General features: G+C 38.0%; 22 protein-coding genes and 1 tRNA gene. 15 read left to right on the forward strand and 8 right to left on the reverse strand.

The genetic code is table 11. The annotated features are described in order from the left end of the window. The first annotated feature begins 48 nt into the window (after nt 1-48). Nucleotides 49-621 carry a DUF3109 family protein gene (locus ICG50_RS00565; protein ID WP_187658965.1) on the forward strand — a complete coding sequence of 191 codons (573 nt, stop codon included), beginning with the start codon at nt 49-51 and terminating at the stop codon, nt 619-621. 35 nt (nt 622-656) lie between these two features. Here the strand turns inward: ICG50_RS00565 and ICG50_RS00570 are convergent. Continuing rightward, nucleotides 657-730: transfer RNA gene (locus ICG50_RS00570), tRNA-Ala, on the reverse strand. 102 nt (nt 731-832) lie between these two features. Between ICG50_RS00570 and ICG50_RS00575 the strand changes: the two genes are divergently transcribed. Genes ICG50_RS00575 through ICG50_RS00590 form a run of 4 tightly spaced genes read left to right on the forward strand, consistent with a single transcriptional unit; the run spans nt 833 to nt 3,022 of the window. Beyond that, nucleotides 833-1,597 (forward strand): enoyl-CoA hydratase/isomerase family protein, encoded by a 765-nt coding sequence (locus ICG50_RS00575; protein ID WP_187658966.1) that lies wholly within the window; start codon nt 833-835, stop codon nt 1,595-1,597. Nucleotides 1,598-1,600: 3 nt separating this feature from the next. Further along, nucleotides 1,601-1,774 (forward strand): hypothetical protein, encoded by a 174-nt coding sequence (locus ICG50_RS00580; protein WP_187658967.1) that lies wholly within the window; start codon nt 1,601-1,603, stop codon nt 1,772-1,774. Nucleotides 1,775-1,812: 38 nt separating this feature from the next. Then, a complete protein-coding gene (locus ICG50_RS00585) occupies nt 1,813-2,265 on the forward strand; it encodes a 6-pyruvoyl trahydropterin synthase family protein (protein WP_187658968.1) in 453 nt (150 codons plus the stop codon). Between the two features lie 4 nt (nt 2,266-2,269). Further along, complete coding sequence (locus ICG50_RS00590) at nt 2,270-3,022, forward strand: UDP-2,3-diacylglucosamine diphosphatase (RefSeq protein WP_187658969.1); 753 nt, start codon at nt 2,270-2,272, stop codon at nt 3,020-3,022. A gap of 1 nt (nt 3,023) precedes the next feature. Here the strand turns inward: ICG50_RS00590 and recJ are convergent, their stop codons facing one another. Next, entirely contained in the window at nt 3,024-4,712 is a 1,689-nt protein-coding gene (gene recJ / locus ICG50_RS00595; protein ID WP_187658970.1) for a single-stranded-DNA-specific exonuclease RecJ, read from the reverse strand. 113 nt (nt 4,713-4,825) lie between these two features. Here recJ and ade point away from each other — a divergent pair, with 113 nt between their 5' ends. Next, nucleotides 4,826-6,448: an adenine deaminase gene (gene ade, locus ICG50_RS00600; RefSeq protein ID WP_187658971.1), complete on the forward strand. Its 1,623-nt coding sequence runs from the start codon at nt 4,826-4,828 to the stop codon at nt 6,446-6,448. A 2-nt stretch (nt 6,449-6,450) separates the two neighbouring features. On the opposite strand, the gene rsmI is transcribed toward ade, so the two are convergent. Both rsmI and ICG50_RS00610 read right to left on the reverse strand, forming a co-directional pair. Continuing rightward, nucleotides 6,451-7,158 carry a 16S rRNA (cytidine(1402)-2'-O)-methyltransferase gene (gene rsmI, locus ICG50_RS00605; protein ID WP_187658972.1) on the reverse strand — a complete coding sequence of 236 codons (708 nt, stop codon included), beginning with the start codon at nt 7,156-7,158 and terminating at the stop codon, nt 6,451-6,453. Beyond that, entirely contained in the window at nt 7,159-8,049 is an 891-nt protein-coding gene (locus tag ICG50_RS00610; RefSeq protein ID WP_187658973.1) for a hypothetical protein, read from the reverse strand. It lies immediately after the preceding gene. A gap of 202 nt (nt 8,050-8,251) precedes the next feature. Here ICG50_RS00610 and ICG50_RS00615 point away from each other — a divergent pair, with 202 nt between their 5' ends. The 7 genes from ICG50_RS00615 (at nt 8,252) to ICG50_RS00645 (ending at nt 16,185) form a co-directional block, all read left to right on the forward strand. Further along, nucleotides 8,252-8,872, forward strand: a complete 621-nt coding sequence (locus ICG50_RS00615) for a thymidine kinase (protein ID WP_187658974.1) — start codon at nt 8,252-8,254, stop codon at nt 8,870-8,872. Between the two features lie 4 nt (nt 8,873-8,876). Next, on the forward strand, nt 8,877-11,321 hold the full coding sequence (locus ICG50_RS00620) for a bifunctional UDP-N-acetylmuramoyl-tripeptide:D-alanyl-D-alanine ligase/alanine racemase (protein ID WP_187658975.1): 2,445 nt from the start codon (nt 8,877-8,879) through the stop codon (nt 11,319-11,321). 75 nt (nt 11,322-11,396) lie between these two features. Then, nucleotides 11,397-11,813, forward strand: a complete 417-nt coding sequence (gene mscL, locus ICG50_RS00625) for a large conductance mechanosensitive channel protein MscL (protein WP_187658976.1) — start codon at nt 11,397-11,399, stop codon at nt 11,811-11,813. Between the two features lie 168 nt (nt 11,814-11,981). Further along, entirely contained in the window at nt 11,982-12,971 is a 990-nt protein-coding gene (locus ICG50_RS00630) for an aspartate-semialdehyde dehydrogenase (protein ID WP_187658977.1), read from the forward strand. A 93-nt stretch (nt 12,972-13,064) separates the two neighbouring features. Next, a complete protein-coding gene (locus tag ICG50_RS00635; protein ID WP_187658978.1) occupies nt 13,065-13,418 on the forward strand; it encodes a hypothetical protein in 354 nt (117 codons plus the stop codon). 58 nt (nt 13,419-13,476) lie between these two features. Next, entirely contained in the window at nt 13,477-15,684 is a 2,208-nt protein-coding gene (locus ICG50_RS00640; RefSeq protein ID WP_187658979.1) for a TonB-dependent receptor, read from the forward strand. A 126-nt stretch (nt 15,685-15,810) separates the two neighbouring features. Next, entirely contained in the window at nt 15,811-16,185 is a 375-nt protein-coding gene (locus tag ICG50_RS00645) for a DoxX family membrane protein (protein WP_187658980.1), read from the forward strand. A gap of 48 nt (nt 16,186-16,233) precedes the next feature. Here the strand turns inward: ICG50_RS00645 and mtgA are convergent, their stop codons facing one another. Then, a complete protein-coding gene (gene mtgA / locus ICG50_RS00650) occupies nt 16,234-16,914 on the reverse strand; it encodes a monofunctional biosynthetic peptidoglycan transglycosylase (protein ID WP_187658981.1) in 681 nt (226 codons plus the stop codon). A 3-nt stretch (nt 16,915-16,917) separates the two neighbouring features. Beyond that, nucleotides 16,918-18,033: an NAD(P)/FAD-dependent oxidoreductase gene (locus ICG50_RS00655; protein WP_187658982.1), complete on the reverse strand. Its 1,116-nt coding sequence runs from the start codon at nt 18,031-18,033 to the stop codon at nt 16,918-16,920. Between the two features lie 217 nt (nt 18,034-18,250). Here ICG50_RS00655 and ICG50_RS00660 point away from each other — a divergent pair, with 217 nt between their 5' ends. Continuing rightward, a complete protein-coding gene (locus ICG50_RS00660; protein WP_187658983.1) occupies nt 18,251-21,436 on the forward strand; it encodes a reprolysin-like metallopeptidase in 3,186 nt (1,061 codons plus the stop codon). A 216-nt stretch (nt 21,437-21,652) separates the two neighbouring features. Next, the gene (locus tag ICG50_RS00665; RefSeq protein WP_187658984.1) at nt 21,653-22,123 is read left to right on the forward strand and encodes a DUF6252 domain-containing protein; all 471 of its coding nucleotides are present in this window, start codon (nt 21,653-21,655) and stop codon (nt 22,121-22,123) included. 117 nt (nt 22,124-22,240) lie between these two features. Here the strand turns inward: ICG50_RS00665 and ICG50_RS00670 are convergent, their stop codons facing one another. Together ICG50_RS00670 and ICG50_RS00675 are read right to left on the reverse strand one after the other, a co-directional pair. Next, nucleotides 22,241-22,855, reverse strand: a complete 615-nt coding sequence (locus tag ICG50_RS00670; protein WP_187658985.1) for a hypothetical protein — start codon at nt 22,853-22,855, stop codon at nt 22,241-22,243. A gap of 623 nt (nt 22,856-23,478) precedes the next feature. Continuing rightward, nucleotides 23,479-25,347, reverse strand: a complete 1,869-nt coding sequence (locus ICG50_RS00675; RefSeq protein WP_187658986.1) for an OmpA family protein — start codon at nt 25,345-25,347, stop codon at nt 23,479-23,481.

Genomic DNA, 25,347 nt, shown 5'->3' on the forward strand with positions numbered 1-25,347 from the left:
TCACTTAAGCCAATTTCATTTGTACTTTTGCATTCTTAAAGTCAAATCATGTTCCAATTAGGTAAAACCATAGTATCAGAAGATATCCTCGAAAAAGATTTTGTGTGCAACCTTTCGGCTTGTCACGGCGCTTGTTGTGTAGATGGTGATGCCGGTGCGCCTTTGAGTAAAGAAGAAACCAAAATTTTGGAAGAAATCTACCCGAAAGTAAAACCTTTTTTGCGCAAAGAAGGCATTGAAGCCATTGAAAAATTAGGCACTTGGGTTGTCGGAACCGACCAAGATTTAGAAACTCCTTTAATTGACAACAAAGATTGTGCGTATGTGATTTTTGATGGAAAGACTGCGCTTTGTGGTATTGAACAAGCTTACAATCAAGGCGTCATCAATTGGAAAAAACCGGTTTCATGTCATTTGTACCCAATCAGAGTTAAAGATTTTAGCGAATTTGCCGCTGTAAACTACGACCGTTGGGATATTTGCAGTTATGCTTGTACGCTTGGCAAAGAGCTTCAAGTTCCGGTTTATAAATTCGTGAAAGAAGCGTTGATTAGAAAATTCGGAGAAGATTGGTACGCTGAATTGGAAAAAGTAGCGGAAGACCTGAAGAATGGAAAATAAAAAAAGCCGAAATCAATTTGATTTCGGCTTTTTTGTGGAGAATACCGGATTCGAACCGGTCACCTCTTGCCTGCCAGGCAAGCGCTCTAGCCAAATGAGCTAATCCCCCATTTTTTTGAGACGACAAATATATAATTTTATAGAAACAAAAAACAATTCCAACCCTATCTTTTTTGAGAATTGTTGTAAATTTACAGTAAATATCTATTTTATGTCTGCCGAAAATACCAATGGGTTTATCCAAAACCAAATTGAGAATAAAATTGCAACCCTTACTTTCAGTCATCCTGCGAGTAACTCTTTCCCCAGCAATTTGTTGCAAAAACTAACAGAAGAACTCAATGCTTTGAGCAACAATAAAGAGGTGAATGTAATTATCCTTCAAAGCGAAGGCAAAACTTTTTGTGCCGGCGCTTCTTTTGATGAGTTACTTGCCATTACCGATTTTGAGACCGGGAAAAAATTCTTTTCAGGTTTTGCAAATGTAATTAATGCGATGCGCAAATGTTCCAAAATCATTATCGGAAAAATACAAGGAAAAGCTGTTGGTGGTGGCGTTGGCTTGGCTTCGGCTTGTGATTTTGCTTTTGCTTATCAAGATGCTTCCATAAAATTATCTGAAATTGCTATAGGCATTGGACCTTTTGTAATTGAACCCGCGGTTTCGAGAAAAATCGGAAAAACTGCTATGACACAATTGACTTTGCAACCTAATAATTGGCAAACTGCGGATTGGGCTGTTGAAAAAGGTTTGTATGCCGATATTTTTGACAGTTATGGGGATTTAGATGAAAACTGTTTGGCCTTCGCCAAAAAATTAGCCGGTTATAATCCGGAAGCCTTAACTGAAATGAAGAAAGTCTTTTGGGAAGGTACCGAAAATTGGGACGAACTTTTATACGAACGTGCTGCTATATCAGGCAAATTAGTGCTTTCCGATTTTACTAAAAATGCTTTAAGTGAATTAAAAAAATAAATCATGACTCTTATTTCTCTTATTCAGCAAGTTAATATCGATGAAAAAATAAAGAATGCTCCGGATAACGGCTATTTAATCGGCATTTGGATTGGTTATGTTTTGCCTTTTGTAGTATTGGTTGGCATTGCTTATTTGATGTACAGCCGAGCCAAAAAAAGACAAAACGACCTATAGCATTATTTTACTAAATTTGCGCTGTAAAAACTTCTTTCATGAGTAACATCAGAATCACCAAACAATTTTCTTTCGAAACCGGACATGCGCTTTATGGTTATGACGGCAAATGTAAAAACGTACACGGGCACAGTTATAAATTGTCAGTGACGGTGATTGGTCAACCTATAACGGATACTTCCAATGTAAAATTCGGTATGGTAATTGACTTTTCTGATTTGAAAAAAATAGTAAAAGAGGAAATCGTAGATATTTTTGATCATGCAACAGTGTTTAATAAAAACACGCCTCATGTTGAATTGGCAGCCGAACTAAAAAATCGAGGTCATCATGTGATTTTAGTAGACTACCAACCAACGAGCGAAAATATGGTCACCGATTTTGCTCAAAAAATAAAAAGCCGTTTGCCAAAAGACATCCTTTTGCATTCGCTAAAACTGCAAGAAACCGAAACCTCTTTTGCCGAATGGTATGCTTCGGATAACGAATAAAAACATGACGATTTCTCCCAACAAAAAAATATACTTCGCTTCCGACCAACATCTTGGTGCACCAACACCTGAGTTGAGTTTTCCGCGTGAACAAAAGTTTGTGGCTTGGTTGGATGACGTAAAGAAAGATGCTGATACCATTTTTCTTTTGGGCGATTTGTTTGATTTTTGGTTCGAATATAAAACCGTTGTGCCCAAGGGTTTCGTTAGAGTTTTAGGCAAATTAGCCGAACTTCGCGACAGCGGTATTCCAATTTACTTTTTCGTCGGCAATCACGATTTGTGGATGAATGACTATTTTGAAAAAGAGCTGAACATTCCCGTATACCACGACAATAAGGAATTTACTTTTAATAACAAAACGTTTTTAATTGGTCACGGCGATGGCAAAGGTCCTGGCGATAAGGGTTACAAACGCATGAAAAAAGTATTTACTTATCCTTTCTCTAAATGGCTCTTTCGTTGGTTGCATCCTGATTTAGGTGTGAAATTAGCACAATACCTTTCGGTAAAAAACAAACTGATTTCAGGCGAAGCTGATGTGAAATTTTTAGGAGAAGAAAACGAATGGTTGGTGCAATACGCCAAACGCAAACTCGAAACCAAACATTATAATTACCTAATCTTTGGCCACAGACACTTACCGATGGTCATCAAAGTGGGCGAAAACGCTGAATATATAAATCTGGGTGACTGGATTGGTTATTTTACTTATGGTGTTTTTGATGGAGAGAATTTTGAGTTGAAGAAGTATTAATCTACCTCAAATCCTTCAACCTCAACTGAACCGTTACATTCCCATTGAATTCATTTTCATCGATGCAATACACTGCGTCAAACGAATTTTGATTTTTAACCAGGTCTATTTTTTTTCCTAAACCAAAACCTATCACACCAAAGCCTTGGCTTCCATACTGTTTAACAAACAGTTTCAAATGGTCCTCATTTGCGCCGATTCCTTTAGCATATCCGCTGTCTTTTAATCCTTTCGACAAAAAAACAGGTGTCATGTTTTGGGGACCAAAAGGTTCAAACTGATTTAGAATTCTAATCAATTTCTCGTTGATATCTGTCAAGTTAATTTCCGCATCTACCGATATCTCCGGCGTCAATAAATCGGGAGGAATGGTTTCTTCGACAGTGCTCTCAAATGCTTCTTTGAATGCGGTATAATTTTCTTCTTTCAAAGTCATTCCGGCTGCATACATGTGTCCGCCAAACTGCTCCAAATGGTTTGCACAAGCCTCCAAAGCATTGTAAATATCAAAATCCTTCACGGAACGGGCCGAAGCCGCCAATTTATCACCGCTTTTTGTGAACACTATCGTAGGTCGATAATACGTTTCAATCAATCGGGAAGCCACAATTCCGATCACGCCTTTGTGCCAACTCTTATTATAAACCACCGTAGTAAATTTGTCTGTCTCCTGATTAATCTCTATTTGATCTAGTGCTTCAATCGTAATTTGTTTGTCTAACTCTTTTCGGTCACTGTTGTGTTGCTCTATTTCGGAGGCGAAAATTTCGGCTTGGTCTAAGTCGTATTCTGTTAGTAAAGCTACGGCCTCATTGCCATGTTTAATTCTTCCGGCGGCGTTGATTCTTGGTGCAATGATAAAAACAACATCCGTAATCGTCAATACTTTTTTCTTTACATTTTGTACCAATGCCTTAATTCCGGGACGTGGATTCGTATTAATAACTTCTAAACCAAATTTCGCTAAAGTTCTATTTTCACCTGTAATCGGGACAATATCAGCGGCAATCGCAGTCGCCACTAGGTCTAAATAAGGCAACAAATCTTCTGTAGTTTGGTTTCTGTTTTGAGCCAAAGCTTGAATGAGTTTAAAACCCACGCCACAACCACACAATTCGTCATAAGGATAATGACAATCTTCCCTTTTTGGATCTAAAACCGCAATGGCTTCAGGTAAACTTTCCCCCGGACGATGGTGATCACAAATGATAAAATCGATGTTTTTACTTTTGGCGTAAGCCACATGGTCAATGGATTTTATCCCGCAATCCAAAGCAATAATTAAAGAAAAACCATTGTCATCGGCAAAATCAATGCCTTTATACGAAATGCCATACCCTTCGTCATAGCGGTCGGGAATGTAAGTCGCCACATTCGGATAATAGCTTTTTAAATAACTCGACAGCAAAGAAACTGCCGTCGTCCCATCAACATCATAATCACCAAACACCAAAATATTTTCTCCATTCGCAATCGCTGTTTCAATACGAGTCACGGCTTTGTCCATGTCTTTCATCAAATACGGGTCGTGCAAATCATCCAAACTCGGCCGAAAAAACTGTCGTGCGTCTTCATACGTTTCAATCCCTCGCTGCACTAAAAGCATGGCAATCAACTCGGCTACTTTAAGTTCGGCAGCTAAAGCTTTCACTTTTTCTGGAGATGGTTTTGGCTTCAATGTCCAACGCATAATGAAATTCAAATTTATGAAGTTGTGTTCTACAAAAATAGGAAAAGCAAAACTAGGTTTGTTGCAGTTTTAGTGTATTTATTCTTTACATTTGAAATTCAATTTCAATAAAAATGCAAATTCAAGGTCAAATTGTCGATATCGAAAACAAACTTATATATTCAGGTGAAATTACGGTGGCCCATGGAAAAATTGTTTCGATAACAAAGAAAAATCATGAGGTCAAAGACTACATACTTCCCGGATTTATCGATGCCCATATTCATATCGAAAGTTCAATGCTCGTTCCTTCCGAATTTGCTAAAATTGCGGTTTTGCATGGAACCGTCGGCACCATTTCCGATCCGCATGAAATTGCGAATGTCTTAGGAATGGACGGTGTTCATTATATGATTGACAATGGCAAAAAAGTACCGTTGAAGTTTCATTTTGGTGCGCCATCGTGTGTTCCGGCTACGTTTTTTGAAACAGCCGGTGCCGTAATTGATTCGGAACAAATCAAAGAATTATTGGCTTTGCCGGATATTTATTATTTATCGGAAATGATGAATTATCCGGGCGTTTTGTTTGATGATGAAGAAGTTTTGAAAAAGATGGCTTGGGCGAAACATTTTAACAAACCTGTTGACGGTCATGCCCCTGGATTGAGAGGCGAACCCATAAAAAAATACATTTCGGCCGGAATCACAACTGACCACGAATGCTACACTTATGCCGAAGCTGCCGAAAAATTATCGCTGGGAATGAAAGTTATTATTCGCGAAGGAAGTGCGGCCAAAAACTTCGAAGCCCTCATCGATTTACTTCCCGACAATTACGAAAACATGATGTTCTGTTCCGATGACAAACATCCTGATGATTTGATTTTGGGTCACATTAACCAACTTTGTGCCAGAGCAGTTGCCAAAGGAATTGATGTTTTTAAAGTATTACAAGTTGCTTGTGTCAATCCGGTAAAACATTACAACATGGAAGTTGGTTTATTAAAAGAAAACGATGCTGCCGATTTTATCGTCGTAGAAGATTTGGTTGATTTTAAAGTGAAACAAACTTTCATCAATGGAGAATTAGCCGCCGAAAACGGGCACTCTTTTGTGCCACATGTCGAATTTGACAAACCGAATAATTTCAATACTTCCGCTAAAGTTTTAAGCGACTTTGAAATGCCAAGCTCGGCCAAAACTATTCGCATTATTGAAGCCTTGGAAGGTCAATTGATCACCAATGAAATTCACCACAAATCCTTTCTACAAAACGGAAAATTGGTTTCCGATATTGAAAATGACATCCTGAAAATGGCAGTTGTCAATCGCTATGAAAATACCAAACCTGCTATAGCTTTTATCAAAAACTTCGGCTTGAAAAAAGGCGCGATTGCGAGTTCCGTAGCGCATGATTGTCATAATATAGTTGTAGTTGGCACTTCTGATGAAGAGATTTTGAGTGCAGTAAACTTGATTATCCAAAATACCGGTGGTATTTGCGCTGTTAATGATTCCGACAAAAAATCGTTGGCATTACCCGTTGCCGGCATCATGAGTGATCAAAACGGATGGGAAGCCGGACGTTTGTATCAAGAAATTGATGCCATGGCAAAAGATTTAGGCAGTACTTTAAAAGCTCCGTTTATGACGCTTTCGTTTATGGCCTTGTTAGTGATTCCCGATTTAAAATTGTCGGACAAAGGCTTGTTCAGTGGCAATAGTTTCTCTTTTGTGGATTTGGAAGTAGAATAAAACTATTCTCTTTCTCTATCCTTTTTACTTTCTTTTTCGGAAACTTTCCCACCAACTACCGCTACAATTTCTCCTTTTGGCGGTTTGATCTCAAAGTATTGTAAAACCTCAGCGGCTGTTCCGCGTATGGTTTCTTCATGTAGTTTTGATAATTCTCTCGATACGGAAACCGGTCTTTCAGCTCCAAAATAGTGCACAAATTCGGCCAACGTTTTCACCAATTTATGAGGAGAAACATAAAAAATCATCGTTCTGTTTTCTTCGGCTAGCGCCAAATATCGGGTTTGACGGCCTTTCTTTTCGGGTAAAAAACCTTCGAACACGAATCTATCATTGGGCAAACCACTATTGACCAAAGCCGGAACAAAAGCGGTCGCGCCGGGCAAACAATCGACTTCAATATTATTTTCGACACATGCTCTTGTCAATAAAAATCCGGGATCGGAAATCGCAGGCGTTCCGGCATCACTAATTAAGGCTATACTTTCTCCGGCTTGCAAACGCTTTATTAAATTCTCGACTGTTTTATGTTCGTTATGCATATGGTGACTGTGCATGTGCGTCGAAATCTCGAAATGCTTGAGTAATTTTCCGCTGGTGCGCGTGTCTTCCGCCAAAATTAAATCGACTTCTTTCAAAACTTTGATGGCTCTGAAAGTCATGTCTTCTAGGTTGCCAATTGGCGTTGGAACAATGTAAAGTTTGGACATTTACTTGAATTTATTCTCCACGACTTCCATAAATCGCTCGATGTAATCTTCTTTGCCAACCCAATAATTATAATCTGGAATGACCATTTCGTTCAGAAAATCTTTGGCTTCTGTTAAATTGTCAAAAGTATTTAATTGGGAAATCACGCGGTTAAAATCTTCGTTGCTTCCGGCAAAAAGATTATTGACAAAGGCTACTCTATCGTTCAATCCGATTTCCATGGTTTTACCGAATGCGCTGTTTAGAGATATCGCTTTGGGTTCGTTTATATCTTTAGTTTCCGTTAACGTTTCTGAAGAGAAAAGCGAAACTTCATTGGGTTTAACAAAAACAGGATCAACATAATTTTCGCCCAATAAATCTTCCAACGCTACATGTTTAGTTTCCGAATTTACTTCAGAAGCTGTTTCAGCCGGTTCAATCTCTGCTTCCTCTTCCTCTTCCACCAATTCAAAAATAGGTTTGAAAACCGGTTCTTCTTCGTCAGTTTCCGCCACAACTTCTTCTTCCATTTCTTCTTCCAAAACAGGTTCCCCTTCTTCTTCCACCTCTTCGGAAATCATAATTTCTTCTTCTATTTCTTCCTCGGCAACCATTTCCGGTTCTTCTTCAGATTTCAAAACAACTTCCGGCACTTGAACAGATTTTACTTCTTGTGTTACTTCTTGAGGTGTTTCGGCTTCTAAATTTTGCTCTAATTTATCTTCTAAAACCGCAGCGTCTAGATCGTTTTTAACCGATTCAAAATTATCTTGGTAAAACTTTAAAACGGTTAATGTCTCGTATAGTTTTTGAGTTTCTTTATACAATTGATCGACTTCCGATTTGTTTTTCAGTTTCAAAATTCGGTGGGCAATGCTGATTAATTCGGACTCTAATCTTTTTTTCATCTTATGGGAAATTATAGGGAATATGCTTGTATCATTTTTTATTTATTTTCTTCCGTGCAATTTATTTAACCTTGGGAAGAAGTTACCTTAATTAAAATTTTTCTACATTTGAATCGACGTAAAAATAGAAAAAAATAATGTCGGTTTGTTTTCGTTACAAAGTAATAAAAACTATTCATTTTTAGCGCAAGAAAAATACAAAATGTTTCTCGAAAATACAGTAAATCATAAAGAACAATTTGGTTGGATTGAAGTCATCTGCGGATCGATGTTTTCGGGTAAAACAGAAGAACTCATCCGCCGCTTAAAAAGGGCTCAATTTGCCAAACAAAAAGTCGAAATTTTCAAGCCATCCATCGATACGCGCTACGATGAGGAAATGGTTGTTTCCCATAATAAAAACGAAATACGTTCGACTCCGGTTCCGGCGGCGGCTAACATTCGAATTTTAGCCCAAGGCTGTGATGTCGTTGGTATAGACGAAGCGCAATTTTTTGATGACGAAATTATAGCAGTTTGTAATGATTTAGCCAATTCGGGAATACGGGTAATTGTGGCGGGATTAGACATGGATTTTAAAGGCAATCCTTTCGGACCAATGCCGGCTTTGATGGCCACTGCCGAATATGTGACCAAAGTCCACGCCGTTTGTACCAGAACGGGCAATTTAGCCCATTACAGTTTCCGAAAAAATGACAACGAAAAATTGGTCATGCTCGGTGAAACCGAAGAATACGAACCTTTGAGCCGCGCTGCTTATTTCAATGCCATGCGCGAAAACATGGTCGTAAAAGACGCCGAAAACCTATCTAAAGAAGAATAACCCCTTGACACTAACCCTACGAAATATCATTCCCATCATCAAGGCCAATTGGATCGGTCAAAATGATGTAGCCGTTATTGACGCGATTTCTATTGATAGTCGCTCATTGCAAAATGGCGAAAACACTTTGTTTTTTGCGATTTCGGGACCCAATAATGACGGCCATTCTTATATTGAAGAACTGATTGGAAAAGATGTAAAGCATTTTGTGGTAACCCATATTCCCGAAAATGCAACCGGAAAAGCTAACTTTTTAGTAGTTGAGAATACACTAGAAGCTTTGCAAAAATTCGCTTCGTATTACCGTAGTTTATTTGACTTTCCTATTATCGGAATCACCGGAAGCAACGGCAAAACCATCATCAAAGAATGGTTGAATTTTTTGTTGAGTCCGGATTACAATATTATTCGCAGTCCGAAAAGTTACAACTCGCAAGTGGGTGTTCCGCTGTCGATTTTAGGCATCAATGAAAAACATAATCTCGGGATTTTTGAAGCCGGTATTTCTACGGTTAATGAAATGGAAAAACTGCAAAAAATCATTCGCCCGACGATTGGTATTTTATCAAATATTGGCACAGCACACGATGAAGGTTTTCCCAGCGTAGCCGAAAAAATAAAAGAGAAATTAAAGCTTTTTACTTCGGTAAATGTTTTGATTTTGAACAAGAATAAAACCATTAATGCGTTTGTAAACCAAAAGATAAAAACCTTCAGTTGGTGTTCAGACGATAAAAGTGCGGATGTTTACATCACCAAAAAAAACATAGGCGATTTAACCGAATTGCAAGTCACTTATAAAGAAGATACTTTCCCGATTATCATTCCGTTTCAAGACCAAGCTTCGGTCGAAAATGCGATTCATTGCATGATGGTGATGCTTTATTTTGGCTACAATCACAAAGTCATTCAAACCCGAATGGCGCAATTGTATCCGGTGGAAATGCGTTTGAAAGTCAAAAACGGCATTAACAATTGTACGATTATCGATGACAGTTACAGTTCCGATTTTCAGTCGTTGAAAATAGCTTTAGATTTTTTGGAACACCAAAAACAACACAAAAAGAAAACCCTAATTCTCTCGGATATTTTCCAAAGCGGATTGAATAATGAAGAATTATATTCCCAAGTTTCGCAATTGATTATTTCGAACAAAATCACTCGTGTTATAGGTATTGGCGAAACGATTTCACAGTATAAAAACAAATTCATCAATAGTGTTACGTTTAAAAATGTAGCCGAATTTGCCAATGCTTTTGAACAATTAAACTTCGAAAACGAAACCATACTGGTCAAAGGTGCGCGTGATTTTCACTTTGAAGAAATCGTCTCGATGCTCGAAGAGAAAACGCATGAAACCGTTTTGGAAATCAACCTCAACGCGGTCAGTCACAATCTGAATTTCTTTAAATCGAAATTGGCTCCGAAAACCAAAATGATGGTTATGGTGAAAGCTTTTGGTTATGGTAACGGCGGATTTGAAATTGCCAAATTATTAGAGCATCACAAAGTCGATTATCTCGGTGTGGCTTTCGCCGATGAAGGAATTTCATTGAAAAGTGCCGGAATTTCGGTGCCGATTATGGTGATGAATCCGGAGACGACGAGTTTTTCGGCTATCATTCAGCACAACTTAGAACCCGAAATTTATTCGATTAAAGGATTAAAAGCCTTTCTGAAAATTGCCGAGCAAAAGAAATTAAAGAACTACCCAATTCATATTAAAATCGATACCGGAATGCACCGTTTGGGTTTTGAAGAAGAAAATTTAGCCGAATTGATTTCCATCCTAAAAAGCAACGAAACGATCCAAATTAAAAGCATTTTGTCGCACATGGCAACTAGTGATGATTTGAAACACGATGCGTTTGCCCAATCGCAGATTGCTTTATTTGAAAAACTGTCTGCTCAATTGCTTTCGGAACTTAAAATTAAACCGATTCGTCATATTTTAAATACTTCCGGCATTTCCAATTATCCCGATGCACAATACGACATGGTGCGTTTAGGCATTGGTTTGTATGGGATTTCCAACGATGAAGAGGAGCAAAAATACTTGGAGAATGTAGGCACTTTAAAATCGGTTATTTCTCAAATTAGAACGATTGACCAAGGTGAAAGCGTAGGTTATGGTCGAAGATTTATAGCCGAAAAGGAAACCAAAATCGCCACAATTCCTATTGGTTATGCCGATGGTATTCGAAGAAGTTGGGGCAATGGTGTAGGTTATGTAGTTATCAATAACAAACAAGCCAAAATTGTAGGCAGCATATGTATGGATATGCTAATGGTTGATGTTACCAACATTGATTGTAAAGAAGGAAATTCGGTGATTATTTTTGGCGAAAATCCATCGGTGAACCATATGGCTAAGCAATTGAACACCATTCCGTATGAAATTCTTACCAGCATTTCTCAAAGGGTTAAGCGAGTATTTTTCCGAGAATAGTTTTATTTTTTTGTGAATTATATAAAAATTTAACTAATTTAGTGTCATTAATTAACCAATTAAAAACAAAAAAATATGGGATTTTTTAGCGATTTTAAAGCGTCTTTGATGAAAGGCGATGTATTAAGTTTGGCTACCGCGGTAGTAATCGGTGGTGCTTTTGGTAAGATTGTCGGGTCAGCTGTTGACGATGTTATTATGCCAATAGTTGGTTTAATTACAGGCGGTATTGACTTTACAACTAAATTCATCACATTAGATGGCAACAGTTATGAAAACTTAGCCAAAGCCAAAGAAGCCGGCGCTGCTGTAATTACTTATGGTAATCTGGTACAAGCCACCATTAATTTCGTGATTATTGCGTTGTTCATCTTTATCATTCTTCGCGCAGCAGAGAGAATGAAGAAAAAAGAAGAAGCTGCACCTGCTGCACCTGCCGGACCAACACAAGAAGAATTGCTTACTCAAATTAGAGATTTGCTTAAAAAGTAGTACCGCTACATTATATATTCTAACTAAACCGCTTCTTAATAGAGGCGGTTTTTCTTTTTGGGCAAATCGCTTTTAGAATTCGGTAATTTTTATAGTAAAAACTAATGCAGGTATGGTTTTCTGATTACTTTTGTAGTTCAAAATTTATTAAATCTAAATTATATTTTTATGAAAGTTGCTGTAGTAGGTGCAACCGGTATGGTTGGCGAAGTAATGCTTCAAGTATTGGCGGAAAGAAATTTTCCTGTATCCGAATTAATTCCCGTAGCTTCTGAGAAATCAGTGGGTAAGGAAATCGAATTTAAGGGTAAGAAGTATAAAGTAGTGGGTTTACAAACAGCAGTAGACATGAAGGCAGACATCGCTTTGTTTTCGGCTGGTGGGGAAACTTCTTTAGCTTGGGCACCAAAATTTGCCGAAGCCGGAACCACCGTAATCGACAACTCATCTGCATGGAGAATGGATCCGACTAAAAAACTAGTCGTTCCTGAAATCAACGCTTCTGAATTGACCAAAGAAGATAAAATCATTGCCAATCCAAACTGTTCGACTATACAAATGGTAATGGTTTTAGCGCCATTACATAAAAAATACAACATCAAACGTGTCATTGTTTCTACTTACCAATCCATTACCGGAACCGGTGTGAAAGCAGTACAACAATTGGAAAATGAATATGCAGGTATTAAAGGGGAAATGGCTTATAAATACCAAATACACCGCAATGCAATTCCACAATGCGATAGTTTTGAAGACAACGGTTACACCAAAGAAGAAATGAAATTGGTGCGCGAAACCCAAAAAATCATCGGTGACAAATCGATTGCAGTTACCGCAACAGCGATTAGAATACCGGTAGTTGGTGGACACAGTGAAGCGGTGAATGTAGAATTCTCTAATGATTTTGATGTAAACGAAGTGAGAAATATTCTTCACCACACCGCCGGCGTAACCGTTCAAGATAATAATGACACTTATACTTATCCGATGCCTTTGTATGCTCAAGGAAAAGACGATGTGTTTGTGGGCAGAATCCGTCGTGATGAAAGCCAACCGAACTCTTTAAATATGTGGATTGTAGCCGACAACTTAAGAAAAGGCGCAGCAACCAATACAGTTCAAATTGCTGAATATTTGGTAGCGAATAACTTAGTGTAATTTAAACTACTCAATAATCCGTCCGATTTTACAAATCCTAAAGTTTGTTAAAATCGGGCGGTTTTTCTTTAGCAATGTTTTACATTTGCGATGATGAAAAGAAAACTACTTTTTACGAATGCGTTGATGGGATTGATGATATTGTTCGCAATATTCTTTCAATCTATTCACTCTTTTGAGCATTTAGTAAAACAATTTTCTGAGAAACAATGCCAACACGTTTATAACCATCACAAAACAGAAATCGGACACGGTCATGACGGTTTAGAAAAATGTTTTGTCTGCGAATTCGCCTTTAGTAGTTATACTCCAACGCCTATAAAATCTTTTGAATTCCAAAAAACAGAAGCGCCAACTGCTTATACTGTTTTTTATTCCAAAGAAATCACTCAGAAGTTTCGAGGCGCTCTCTTTGCGCTTAGGGCACCACCGAGTTTTATTGTATAAATAGTTTTTAAGCCGAAATTATCTTTGGCCATTATTCATTTACAATAAAATCATTCTCATGAAATCATTATATCTAATCCTAACCTTAGGATTATCATTCATTGCTACAGCGCAAAATAAAATCAGTGGAACGGTTTCCGATAAAAACAATAAACCGTTACCCAATATTATCGTTTCCATTCCCGAAATCCACAAAGAAACCATTACGAATGACAACGGGAATTATACCCTGAACAATATTCCTGTGGGGAATTTTAAAATCGTTTTTTCCGCTGTCGGATTTGAAAGACAAACCGTTTCAGTCACTATTTCGACCCAAGAAATTACACAAAATATTACTTTAGAAGAAAGCATCACCCACATGGATGAAGTGATTGTTTCCACGGCTTTTAACAAATTACAATCGCAAAATGTGATGAAAGTCGAGCATCAAAACGTAAAAGCGCTACAACAAAAAGGCGCAACAACCCTCATTGAAGGTTTGGCGACAATTCCCGGCGTTTCGCAAGTTTCCACCGGAACTTCTATCGGAAAACCGGTGATTCGTGGGTTGAGTGGTAATCGCGTTTTGGTTTATACCCAAGGCGTTCGTTTAGAGAATCAGCAATTTGGTGAAGAACACGGTTTGGGTTTGAATGATGCCGGTGTCGAAAGTGTAGAAGTCATCAAAGGTCCGGCTTCATTGCTTTACGGCTCAGATGCATTGGGTGGCGTTTTGTATTTTAATCCGGAAAAGTTTGCCAATGCCGGAGATTTTAAAACCGATTTTGGACAAAGAATTTTTTCCAATACTTTAGGTAGCAATGCTACTTTGGGATTAAAAACTTCTACCGAACATTGGAAATTTTTAGTCCGTGGCAGTTATAATTCTCATGCGGATTACAAGATAGCCGATGGCGACCGAGTAACCAATACGCGTTTTAACGAAACCGATTTGAAAGCCGGAATTGGTTATAACAATTCAAATTTTTCCAGTGTGTTGCGTTATAATTTCAACCAATTAAATTTAGGAATTCCGGAAGAAGGTATCGCTGAGCAATCAACCAGTCGAGACGTTTTATATCCAAGACAAGGCGTTGACAGTCATATCTTGAGTTTGCACAATACTTTTTATTTTAAAAACTCCAAATTGGATGCCGATTTGGGTTACATCTTTAATGACCGAAGCGAATTTGAAGACAGTAACGTAGCGGTTTTGCACATGGAATTGCAAACTTTGAACTACGATGTCAAATATTATTTGCCTAAGATGGGCAAAATAGAAACCATTGTTGGCGTTCAAGGCATGAATCAAACCAACAGTAATTTTGGTGAAGAGTTATTAATTCCGAATGCCGTAACCAATGACTTTGGCATTTTCGGAACCGTAAATTATGAATGGAAAAACAATGTGATTCAAGCCGGATTGCGTTTTGACAACCGAAATGTAACTACAGAAAATCACGGTAATGTTGGCGAAGAAGGTTATTTTGAAGCCATCGACAAAAGCTTTGACAGTTTTAATGCTTCTTTAGGTTACAAAACCGATTTGGCTGAAAATTTCACGATGCGTTTGAATATCGCTTCCGGTTTTCGTGCACCAAATTTAGCCGAATTGACTTCGAATGGTGTACATGAAGGCAGTAATCGTTACGAAATTGGAAATGCTAATTTGAATAACGAGCAGAATTTGCAAACCGATTTAAATTTAGAATACAAAAGCTCGCACTTTGAGTTGTTTGTCAACGGATTTTACAATCACATCAATGATTACATTTTTATTTCGCCAAATGGTAACGTGATTGAAGGCAATAATGTTTATGATTATGTTCAAGCGAATGCTCGTTTGTATGGTGGTGAAACCGGTATTCACTTTCATCCGCACCCATTGGATTGGCTGCATTTGTACAGTAGTTTTGAAACCGTAATCGGCGAAAAAGAGAATGGCGATAGTCTACCTTTGATTCCGGCTAACAAATGGAACAACACTTTTCGTGGGGAATTTGAAGTCAAAAATTGGTGGAAAGAAGGTTTCGCTACAGTAAATATCGAAAGCACTTTGGCCCAAAATAATGCCGGCGAATTTGAAACCAAAACCAACGATTATACTTTAGTGAATTTGAGTTTGGGCGGAAAAATAATTTTAGGCAAAACCATTTTCAATGCCAATTTAAATGCTAATAATGTTTTTGACAAAGCCTATGTTTCCCATTTGTCTAGACTAAAAGCAGACGGCATTCCTAATATTGGAAGAAATATTGTTTTGGGAATTAATTTCAATATCTAAAATATCTGATGTTTACGTTTTTCGATAATTGTTTATAAATAAGGTAAATTTTTAAGTAATTAGGTGTATATACTATAAATAATTAGTGCTATTTTTACCATATTACTAATCCAAAACCATCTACTTATGAATTCAATGTTTACTAAAATTGCTAGAATAGCTTTAGGTTTGGCACTGGTTGTTTTTGGCGCCAACAAATTATTTCATTTCCTTCCCATGGAAGCACCGACAGGTTCAGCCGGTGATTTTATGAATTCATTAGGAGCAACAGGATATATTTTTCCGGTATTAGGTGTCTTGGAAATTATTATTGGCGCTATGCTTTTGTTGAAAAAATGGGTCGCTTTTGCTCTAATATTACTAGCACCTATATCCATTAATATTTTACTTTTTCACTTGTTTTTAGGTATTTCGGGATTACCCATTGCTATAGTTGTTTTATTGTTTAATGGTATTTTAATCTACAAACATTGGCAACAATACAAGCCGCTTTTTTACTAAAGGATATTGAAAATAAAACAAAAAGCCGACTATTACTAGTCGGCTTTTTTAATATTCTAATTTTCCAATGTGTCGCATGTTGCGCAGGATTCTGTCTTTTCTTCTTTCGATATAGGAAGAGGAATTGGTTGCTTTGTATTTTCTAGGATTGGGTAATATAGCAGCAATTCCTGCCGCTTCTCTTTTGGTTAGATTAATGGCTGATGTTCGATACCAAACTCTCGCTGCTTCTTGCGCACCATAAACACCATTACCCATTTCGATACTGTTCAGGTAAACTTCCATAATGCGTTCTTTACCCCAAATGAGTTCAATTAAAACCGTGAAATAGGCTTCCAAACCTTTGCGGAGATAACTTCTGCCTTGCCACAAGAAAACATTTTTAGCCGTTTGTTGGGAAATGGTACTTCCTCCTTTTAATTTTTTACCTCTTTGGTTGTTTTTGAATGCTTTTTGCATCGCCTCAAAATCGAAACCGCTGTGTTTTAAAAAATTACCGTCTTCGCTGGCAATCACCGCTTTTTGGAGATTAGGTGAAATCTCTTCTAATGACACCCAATCATGACTGAGAATTGCATCATTACCCTCAATTTTATTTTCAATTACACGAGTTATCATTAAGGGTGTGATAGGAATAGGTACCCATTTAAAAATTATTACAGTAACTATCGAAAGGCCTAAAAACCATAGGAATGCTTTCCAAAGCCAACGGGAAATTTTTCTTATCATATATTATTTAACTAAATCTGCTAATTCTTGACCGATTAAACTACCAATTGCAACGCCCATGCCACCAAGTCGAACACCGCAATAAACATTTTCTGAAAGTTGTTCAACAATAGGTCTTTTACTAGAACCCAACCCCATAATACCGCTCCAACGATGGGCAATTTTGTAATCGGTATTTGGTAAAATTACTTCTTTTAAAATGGTATCCAAACGATTTTGTATTAAATCCGTTTGACCTAAATCCGTTGTTGTTTCGCCTTCAAAATCCAAATTGCGGCCACCTCCTAAAAGAATTCGGTCATCAATATTCCTGAAATAATAATACCCTTTATCGAGATGAAAGGTGCCTTTAATGTCTAAATTCGAAATTGGCTCGGTAATCAAAACTTGTGCTCTCGCCGGTTTTACTTGGTTATCCGTTAGCTTTCCGGCGAAACCGTTTGTGGCAAACAGTAATTTCTTGCTCTTAAAACTAAAATCACCAAGCGCTATTTCCACGCTATCTTTTTGCTCTTCAAACGAAGTCACTTCGACTTGATTTAGAATCATAATGTTGTTGGTTACTGCTTTTTGCAATAAAGCGTGCATCATTTTTCCGGTATCGATTTGGGCCTCGTAAGGATTAAAAATCAAATACTCTTGAATACCTTTAAAGTCAAAACGATCCACTTCTTTGGCAAAAACATCATTTCTGAAAATGGGTTTTAAAATATCGTTGATAAAGGGCAACTTCTGCAAACACTCATTGTAACTGCTTTCATCGTCGTTGAGAAACAACTCATAGCCTCCAAAAGGTTTGAAATCTATAGCTACATCGCTTAAATTTTTACGCAACAATTGCAAACCGTTCCAACGTTTTTGAATCAATTGAATAACTTCCTCTTCGCTGTGTGATTTTAAATCGTCTAAAATTTCGGAAAGACTGCCAAAACAAGCAAAACCAGCATTTTTAGTACTTGCCCCTTGAGGCAAAATTCCCTTTTCTAAAACCAATATTTTGCTTTCCGGAAATTTTTCTCGCAAAGCCAAAGCAGAGTGCAAACCAACAATTCCGCTTCCGACTATGGTGAAATCAACATTAGTAAACCAATTTTTAAGTTCCCAATAACTAAAATGCATGGCTAATTTTTTTTTAAAATTACTTTTTTTCACAATTGTTTACTGTAGTTGCTGTCAGTTTTTTCGAATTTTTTATCTTTTTAATTAATTTTCTAAGTATTTATCATCTATTAAAGCTGTAGTTTGTCGATTTGTTAACAGTTTTGCTGTTTTATTTCAAGTAATGTGAAAAATAATTTTAATTTTGAGTCGATAATTTAACCAAATTCAATCATTTATGAAATACAAATTACTTACTGTTGCCTTACTGACCATCAGTAGCATAGCCTTTTCGCAAACCGGAAACTCGCTTTGGAATTCAACTACAAAGAAGGTTGATATGATTCCCTTAGATAGTAGAATGGCTTTACCGGAAAACAATCTTTTCACGCTAAATCTTGACGGACTTAGAAATGTATTGTCTAATGCTCCACAAAGAGCTTCAGGAGCGAGAACTTCTCAAGTTACATTGTCTATTCCTAATGAAAAAGGGACTTTAGAAAGATTTAGTATTTATGAAAATTCAGCTTTAGATCCGGCTTTAGCGGCTCGTTATCCTGAAATCAAATCTTACATCGGAATTGGTGTAGACAATCCACACTCGACTGCTTATTTTAGTGTTACACCGCTTGGGTTTAAATCGATGACTTTAAGTGCTGACAAAGCTGCCGTATTTATTGAGCCGATTTCACAAGACTTAACTACATATACTGTATTCCGAAAAGCAGACAGAACCCAATCACTGAGCCCATTTGAGTGTTCTGTTATTGACGGGGTTGCTCCTCAAATTAATGGTGATGAAAGTATGTTAAGACCAAACGCTGATGATGCCACTTTGAGAACATTTCGTTTAGCCTTATCTTGTACCGGTGAATATACCGCTTATTTTGGAGGCACAAAAGCATTAGCCTTAGCTGCAATGAATAATTCGATGACCCGTGTAAACGGTGTTTTTGAAAAAGATTTTGCTGTAAGAATGGTTATAATTGCGAATAACGACTTAGTAATATACACCAATGCCTCGACTGATCCATACACTACTAGTTACAACAGTCAACTTCAAAGCACGCTTACTTCAGTAATTGGTGATGCCAATTATGATGTTGGCCATTTATTCGTAAGAGCTGCAAATAACGGAAATGCCGGATGTATTGGATGTGTATGTAATTCAGGTAAAGGAAGTGGTTTTACTTCAGGTACAATTCCTCAAGGAGATATATTTGACATTGATTATGTTGCTCACGAAATTGGGCATCAATTTGGAGGAAATCATACTTTCTCTATGAGTAATGAAGGTACAGGCGCCAATATGGAACCGGGTTCAGGATCTACCATTATGGGTTATGCCGGTATTACTGCTCAGGATGTTCAACCCAATTCTGATGCTTATTTTCATGCCATCAGTATCCAACAAATTACAAATAATGTAAAAAATAAAACTTGTCAAACCAATACTCCAACTGGGAATGCTATCCCAACGGCTAACGCAGGTTTAGACTACACTATTCCAAGAAGTACTCCATTTATGTTAACCGGTTCAGGGAGTGATGCTAATGGAGATGCTTTAACTTACAACTGGGAACAATTTGATAATGCCGCAAGTACGGCTACCGGTGCAAGTTCAGCTGCCAGTGCAACTCGAACTACCGGTCCAACTTTCCGATCTTACAATTCAACGACTACTCCGGTTAGATATTTCCCAAGAATACAATCCGTATTAAACGGAGCTACAACCACTGCTGGAACTGAAATAACCGTTGAAGCTTTGCCTTCAGTAGCCAGAACTATGAATTTCAGACTTACTGTTCGCGACAACAGAGCCGGTGGTTCTGCCAATAATAGTGATGACATGATTGTAACCGTTAATGGTACAGCCGGACCTTTTACTGTTAGTGCGCCAAACACAGCTGTTACCTATGCCGGAAACAGTGTTCAAACGGTAACTTGGAATGTAGCAGGAACAACTGCAAACAATGTAAACTGTGCCAATGTAGATATTTTATTGTCAACCGACGGCGGATTTACTTATCCAATAACATTGTTGGCTGCAACTCCAAACGACGGAACAGAAGCCATCACTATTCCTAATTTAGCCGGAACAACCAATCGCATCATGGTAAAAGGAACCAATCATATTTTCTTTGATGTTTCTAATACCAACTTTACAATAACCAATTCAGCACCGGATACTACTGCTCCAACAGCAGCTACGTTAAGTGCTTCAGGAACTACTGAAAACGCAACTAATTTATCATGGTCTGGAGCAACCGATAATATTGGTGTTTCAGGATATGATGTATACCAAGACGGTGCTTTCAGAGCCTCAACTACAGGGACTACATTTTTGGCTAACGGATTATCCGCTTCAACCTCATACAGTTTTTATGTAATAGCAAAAGACGCTGCAGGTAATGTTTCTCCGGCCAGTAATACGGTTAATGTTACTACACTTACGCCGGATACAACTGCGCCGAGTGCTCCAACATTAAGTGCTTCCGGTACAACTTCGTCTTCGACAAACTTAGCATGGTCTGGAGCGACAGATAACGTAGGGGTAACTTCTTACGATGTTTTCAGAAACGGAACGTTCTTAGCCTCAACGGCTTCAACTACTCTTGCCGTTACCGGATTGTCGGCCTCTACAGCCTATACTTTCTATGTTATTGCTAAAGATGCCGCAGGAAATGCTTCGCTTGCCAGTAACACCGTTGCTGTTACAACACTTACTGCTTCACTAACTTATTGTGCTTCAAGAGGAAATAACACTACTGATGAGTTCATCAACAGAGTTCAACTGGGCACTATCAACAACTTATCAGGAAACAATGGTGGTTATGGTAACTTTACGGCGCTTTCTACTAATTTAGTTCGCGGAACAAGTAATACCATTACTATTACTCCAACATGGACCGGAACTGTTTTCAGAGAAGCTTACAGAGTTTGGATTGATTATAATAGAGATGGAGACTTCCTTGATTCAGGAGAACAAGTGGTGAATGTAAACCGCACCACAGCAACACCTATCGCCAGAAGTTTCACAGTGCCTACTACTGCTTTATTAGGCTCAACAAGAATGCGTGTTTCAATGAAATACAATGCTTCTCCAACCTCTTGTGAAATATTTGCAGATGGTGAAGTAGAAGATTATACTGTAAACATCACTGCTACTGCTCGTTTTGAAGACAACGCTCCAGCGGCAGTTACTTTTAACTTATACCCAAACCCTGTTAAAGGCGATTTATTAAACATTACCAACCTTGAAACTATGTCCACCTATAGAATTTTCAATATGATGGGTCAGGAATTAGGAAACGGTAAAATTGAAAACAACAGTGTTTTTGTAGGATCATTAAAAGCAGGTGCTTACTTAATTGAAGTAAGTAACGGAGTTTCCACTACTACAAAACGATTTGTAAAAGAATAATTTACCCAATTTGATTTAACTGAAAAACCACTCTCAAAAGGAGTGGTTTTTTTATAGTCTCAATTATAACAGACTATTTTACAAATTCAAAACATATTTAAATTAAGCGCACCAAAACTATAAAGGTAATTTTACAAATAAACCTCCCTTCCTATTGTGCCTTAATTAATTTCCAATATATTTGGAATCAATTTATTAAAAAACAAAAAATTTATTATGAGAACATTTAAAAAAGCATCTCTTTTATTGGTGTTATTCGCTTTTAGCGCCATTTCATTTAACTGTAGTTCTGACAGCAGCAGCAGTTCTTCCTCTTCTTTCTATTTAAAATGTAAAGTAAACGGTACTTGGGTTGAATTCGCCGATCCATTTGTGATTAATTCATTATCAAAATCGATTACCGCTAATGATGAGGACACTGGTAAAGTGGTGTCATTATTTATGCCATTAGATGTAGCCAACGGAACTTTTACTATAACTGATGAACCCTCTAATGTTGATTCTTTTGCGGGAAGTTACAGTGATTTTAACGGAGATGTATACTCTGATAATGAAACAGGCACCATGAGTATTACAGAAGTTACTGCAGACGTTATTAAAGGCACTTTTTCTTTTACCGGAGATGATGGAAACGGCGGTACCATTACGGTAACAGAAGGCAGCTTTAGAGCGGAAAATATAGAATAGTTATTTCATCTCAAGTTTGAATATATAAGCCCGATACTTTCGTATTGGGCTTTTTGTTACAAAAAAAGCCATCATTACTGACAGCCTTTCTCCAATTATTTATGATGGAAAACCAAATTATTCTCCAAATATAATTTCAACAATATCACTGGCGAGACCAATCTCTACGTCGCCAATAACCCCGAAGGCACGGTATTCCCAATGCTCTGGTTTGTTGGGTTCTGCCAGTGTGGGATGGTGTTCAAAAGGACTTCTTGTAGCGCGGGACAAAAAGGTGAAAGTGGACGTGCCCTTTTGTCGCCTATAAATATTGATTCCATCAACACCCATTTTTTTAAATCGGATGCGGACATTCCCTCCAAACAATTCACCTATGATGATAGGTTTATAGGTCGCGGCATTAAATTCGTCACCTGTACTTATAATCCCTAAATCCTGCCCAATAGATTCGGTATAAGCCGGATTCACTTTGTGACGGGCAATGCCAAACCGCAATTCACCACCCTGAACACTAATCGTATTGTCGCGGGTTTCCAAAGATGCTTTGTAAATGTTTTTTTGATTGTTTACCGCATTGACGGCATCGATAATAGCTTGGCAAAGTGCCTGCTCGTTAGCTACTTCGGTCGGACTTAGACCTAAGGTTGTAGCATGGGTTGCAATTTTTTCTTGGTAATTCGTTGCCCAAACCACTAATAAGGATTCAGCCTGCGGGAAAAATGAATTTTTCATAATGTAAAAGTTTGATTAGAAACATTTTTATTACTCACTGACACCTATCCGTTTTTGGAAGGTTGTTTTGCCTTATGGATGTGTGTCAAGTAGTAGTGTTTCATGGAGTACCGATGGGGTTAAACTTTTATTATTGACTGTTCTCTTTATAGATAACGCAGAAAAATTTAAAATAGTATGCATGCCTATAAAAATAAACGCCGTTCTCCATAAAATAAGCCCCTTGGCTAAAAAAAATGTTCCGAGTTTTCCAGCACGGCACCGGGCGAAGTCAGCACGGTGGTTTTTTAAATTGGTTCATCGCCGTGCTTAGTTAGTACGGTGGTTTTTTTGTGCGGCACGGTACTGTGCTCCTCTAGCTCGGAGGTTTAACTATTAGCGCTGCGCCGGGGAGGAATAGCGCGGTGGGATTTCGGGTTAGTTCGGTGGAATTAGCGCTGTTATTACAGCGAAAATCAATTCAATATGTTGTTTGCCTTTTATATCATCCCTGACGGGATTTTAGGTAATGCGTATTTGATTTTCTACCCTTATTAAACCCTTAACGGGATTGTTCGGATTTATTGTTCAACAAAAAACCCCAAACATTACTGCTTGGGGTTTTTTATATAACGTGTAAATAATTACTTGGTCACAATCAAGAACTCTGAACGTCTGTTTTGAGCGTGTTGTTCTTCGGTGCAGTCTTTACCACAATCTACTTTTGGCTCTAACTCACCCATTCCTTTAGCAGAAATTCTGTTGGCAGCAATGCCTTTAGAGATGATGTATTGCGCCGTTGATTTGGCTCTTCTGTCTGATAGTCTTTCGTTGTACTTATCGGTTCCTCTGTTATCTGTATGAGATTTAGCTAGGATAACCATTTTCTCATTGTTTTTCATCACTTGAACCAATTTGTCTAACTCGAACGCACCTTCTTGGGTGATGTTGCTCTTGTCGTATTCAAAATAGATTGGTTTTAAAACAATTTCAGTTTCCGTTACAATCACATCAATTGGTTGTAAGGCTGCTGCCACTTTAGCTGATGGGCCTTTGCTTGGTGTTACCGCAAAAGTATTGCCTTCGTAACCGTCTTTAGAAGCTTGCACTACATACGGTTTGTCACACTCTACTCTGTATTTAACCTCACCGCTTGCGTTTGACATTTCAGTAGCGATAACATTCTTTTTGTCATCCAAGATTGAAACACTAGCATTGGATAAAATCGCGCCTGTTTTAGCATCGGTTACTACCACCGTTACATCTACACCACAGATTGGACTAACCATTAAGATATCGTCGTTTCCACCACGATTACTCGATAAGAACCCTACGTTTTTAGTGCCGTTAAAAGAGAATGCGAAATCGTCTTTCTCTGTATTGACCGGTGTGCCTAAATTGGTAGCTTCTCCACCTGATAAATCAATTTGGTATACGTCATAGCCGCCTAAACCTTGTTTACCGGCTGATGCGAAGTACAATGTTTTGTTATCGTCAGCTATGAATGGGAAACTTTCGTTGCCTTCCGTGTTTACTTTGTTTCCTAAGTTTTGTGGCTCTCCAAAAGAACCATCGGCATTCACCGCTACTTTCCAAATGTCAACACCACCAATACTTCCGGGTCTGTTAGAAGAGAAGTACAATGTTTTGCCGTCTCTGCTAAGTGATGGGTTACTGTTGGAAAACGTTTTATCATTAAAAGGCAATTCTGTAAGCTCACCCCAAGAGTCTCCGCTTTTGGTAGCTTTAAACAAATACACCTGACTGAATCGGGCATTGTTCTTTTTGTCTTTCTCAAACTCTTTCTCTTTGTAGCTTTCACTGGCAAAATAAGCCGTATTCCCATCAGCACTGATTGTCACCGGACCATCATGCCATTTAGAATTTAAAGACGCTACAACGCCCGCATTGGTAATAGTTCCATCGGTATTGTAATCGGCTTTGTAAATATCTAGGAAAGGCTCGTCTGTCCAACCGTAGTTTTTTCTGGCACCATTTCTGGCACTGGCAAAATACAAGCTGTTGTCATAAAGCACTGCTCCAAAATCAGACTTGTCGCTGCTAATGTCTGAAGACTTTACGTTGAACAATTTGGTTTTATCCAATAATCTTGGAATATAGTTTGGATTTTCTTTGAAAGCTTTGGCTCTTTGGTCATTGGGTGCAGCCGAAGCAAACTTTTGCATTTGCTTGTTGGCTTCTTCGTATTTTCCGCTGGCTTTGAGCATTTGTGCATAACGGTAGTAAGTCTCAGCATCCTGATTGGTTTCCGTAGCTTTAGCATACCATTTTACAGCTTCTGCCGAGTTGAACATATTGTAATTGGCATCGGCCAATTGTTTGTACACATAAGGGTCGGCTTTATCGTTCTCAACAAGTTTCAGATAAGCTTTAGCAGCATCGACATACTCATATCTTGCGAATAGTTTGTCGGCAGCTTTGGTATCTTTATTTTGTGCCGAAAGCGAGAAACTTAGGGTTACAAAACTTAAGGCTATATATAGATTTTTCAT

Origin of the sequence: Flavobacterium buctense, assembly GCF_014486695.1 — a bacterium.
Classification (GTDB): Bacteria; Bacteroidota; Bacteroidia; order Flavobacteriales; family Flavobacteriaceae; genus Flavobacterium; species Flavobacterium buctense.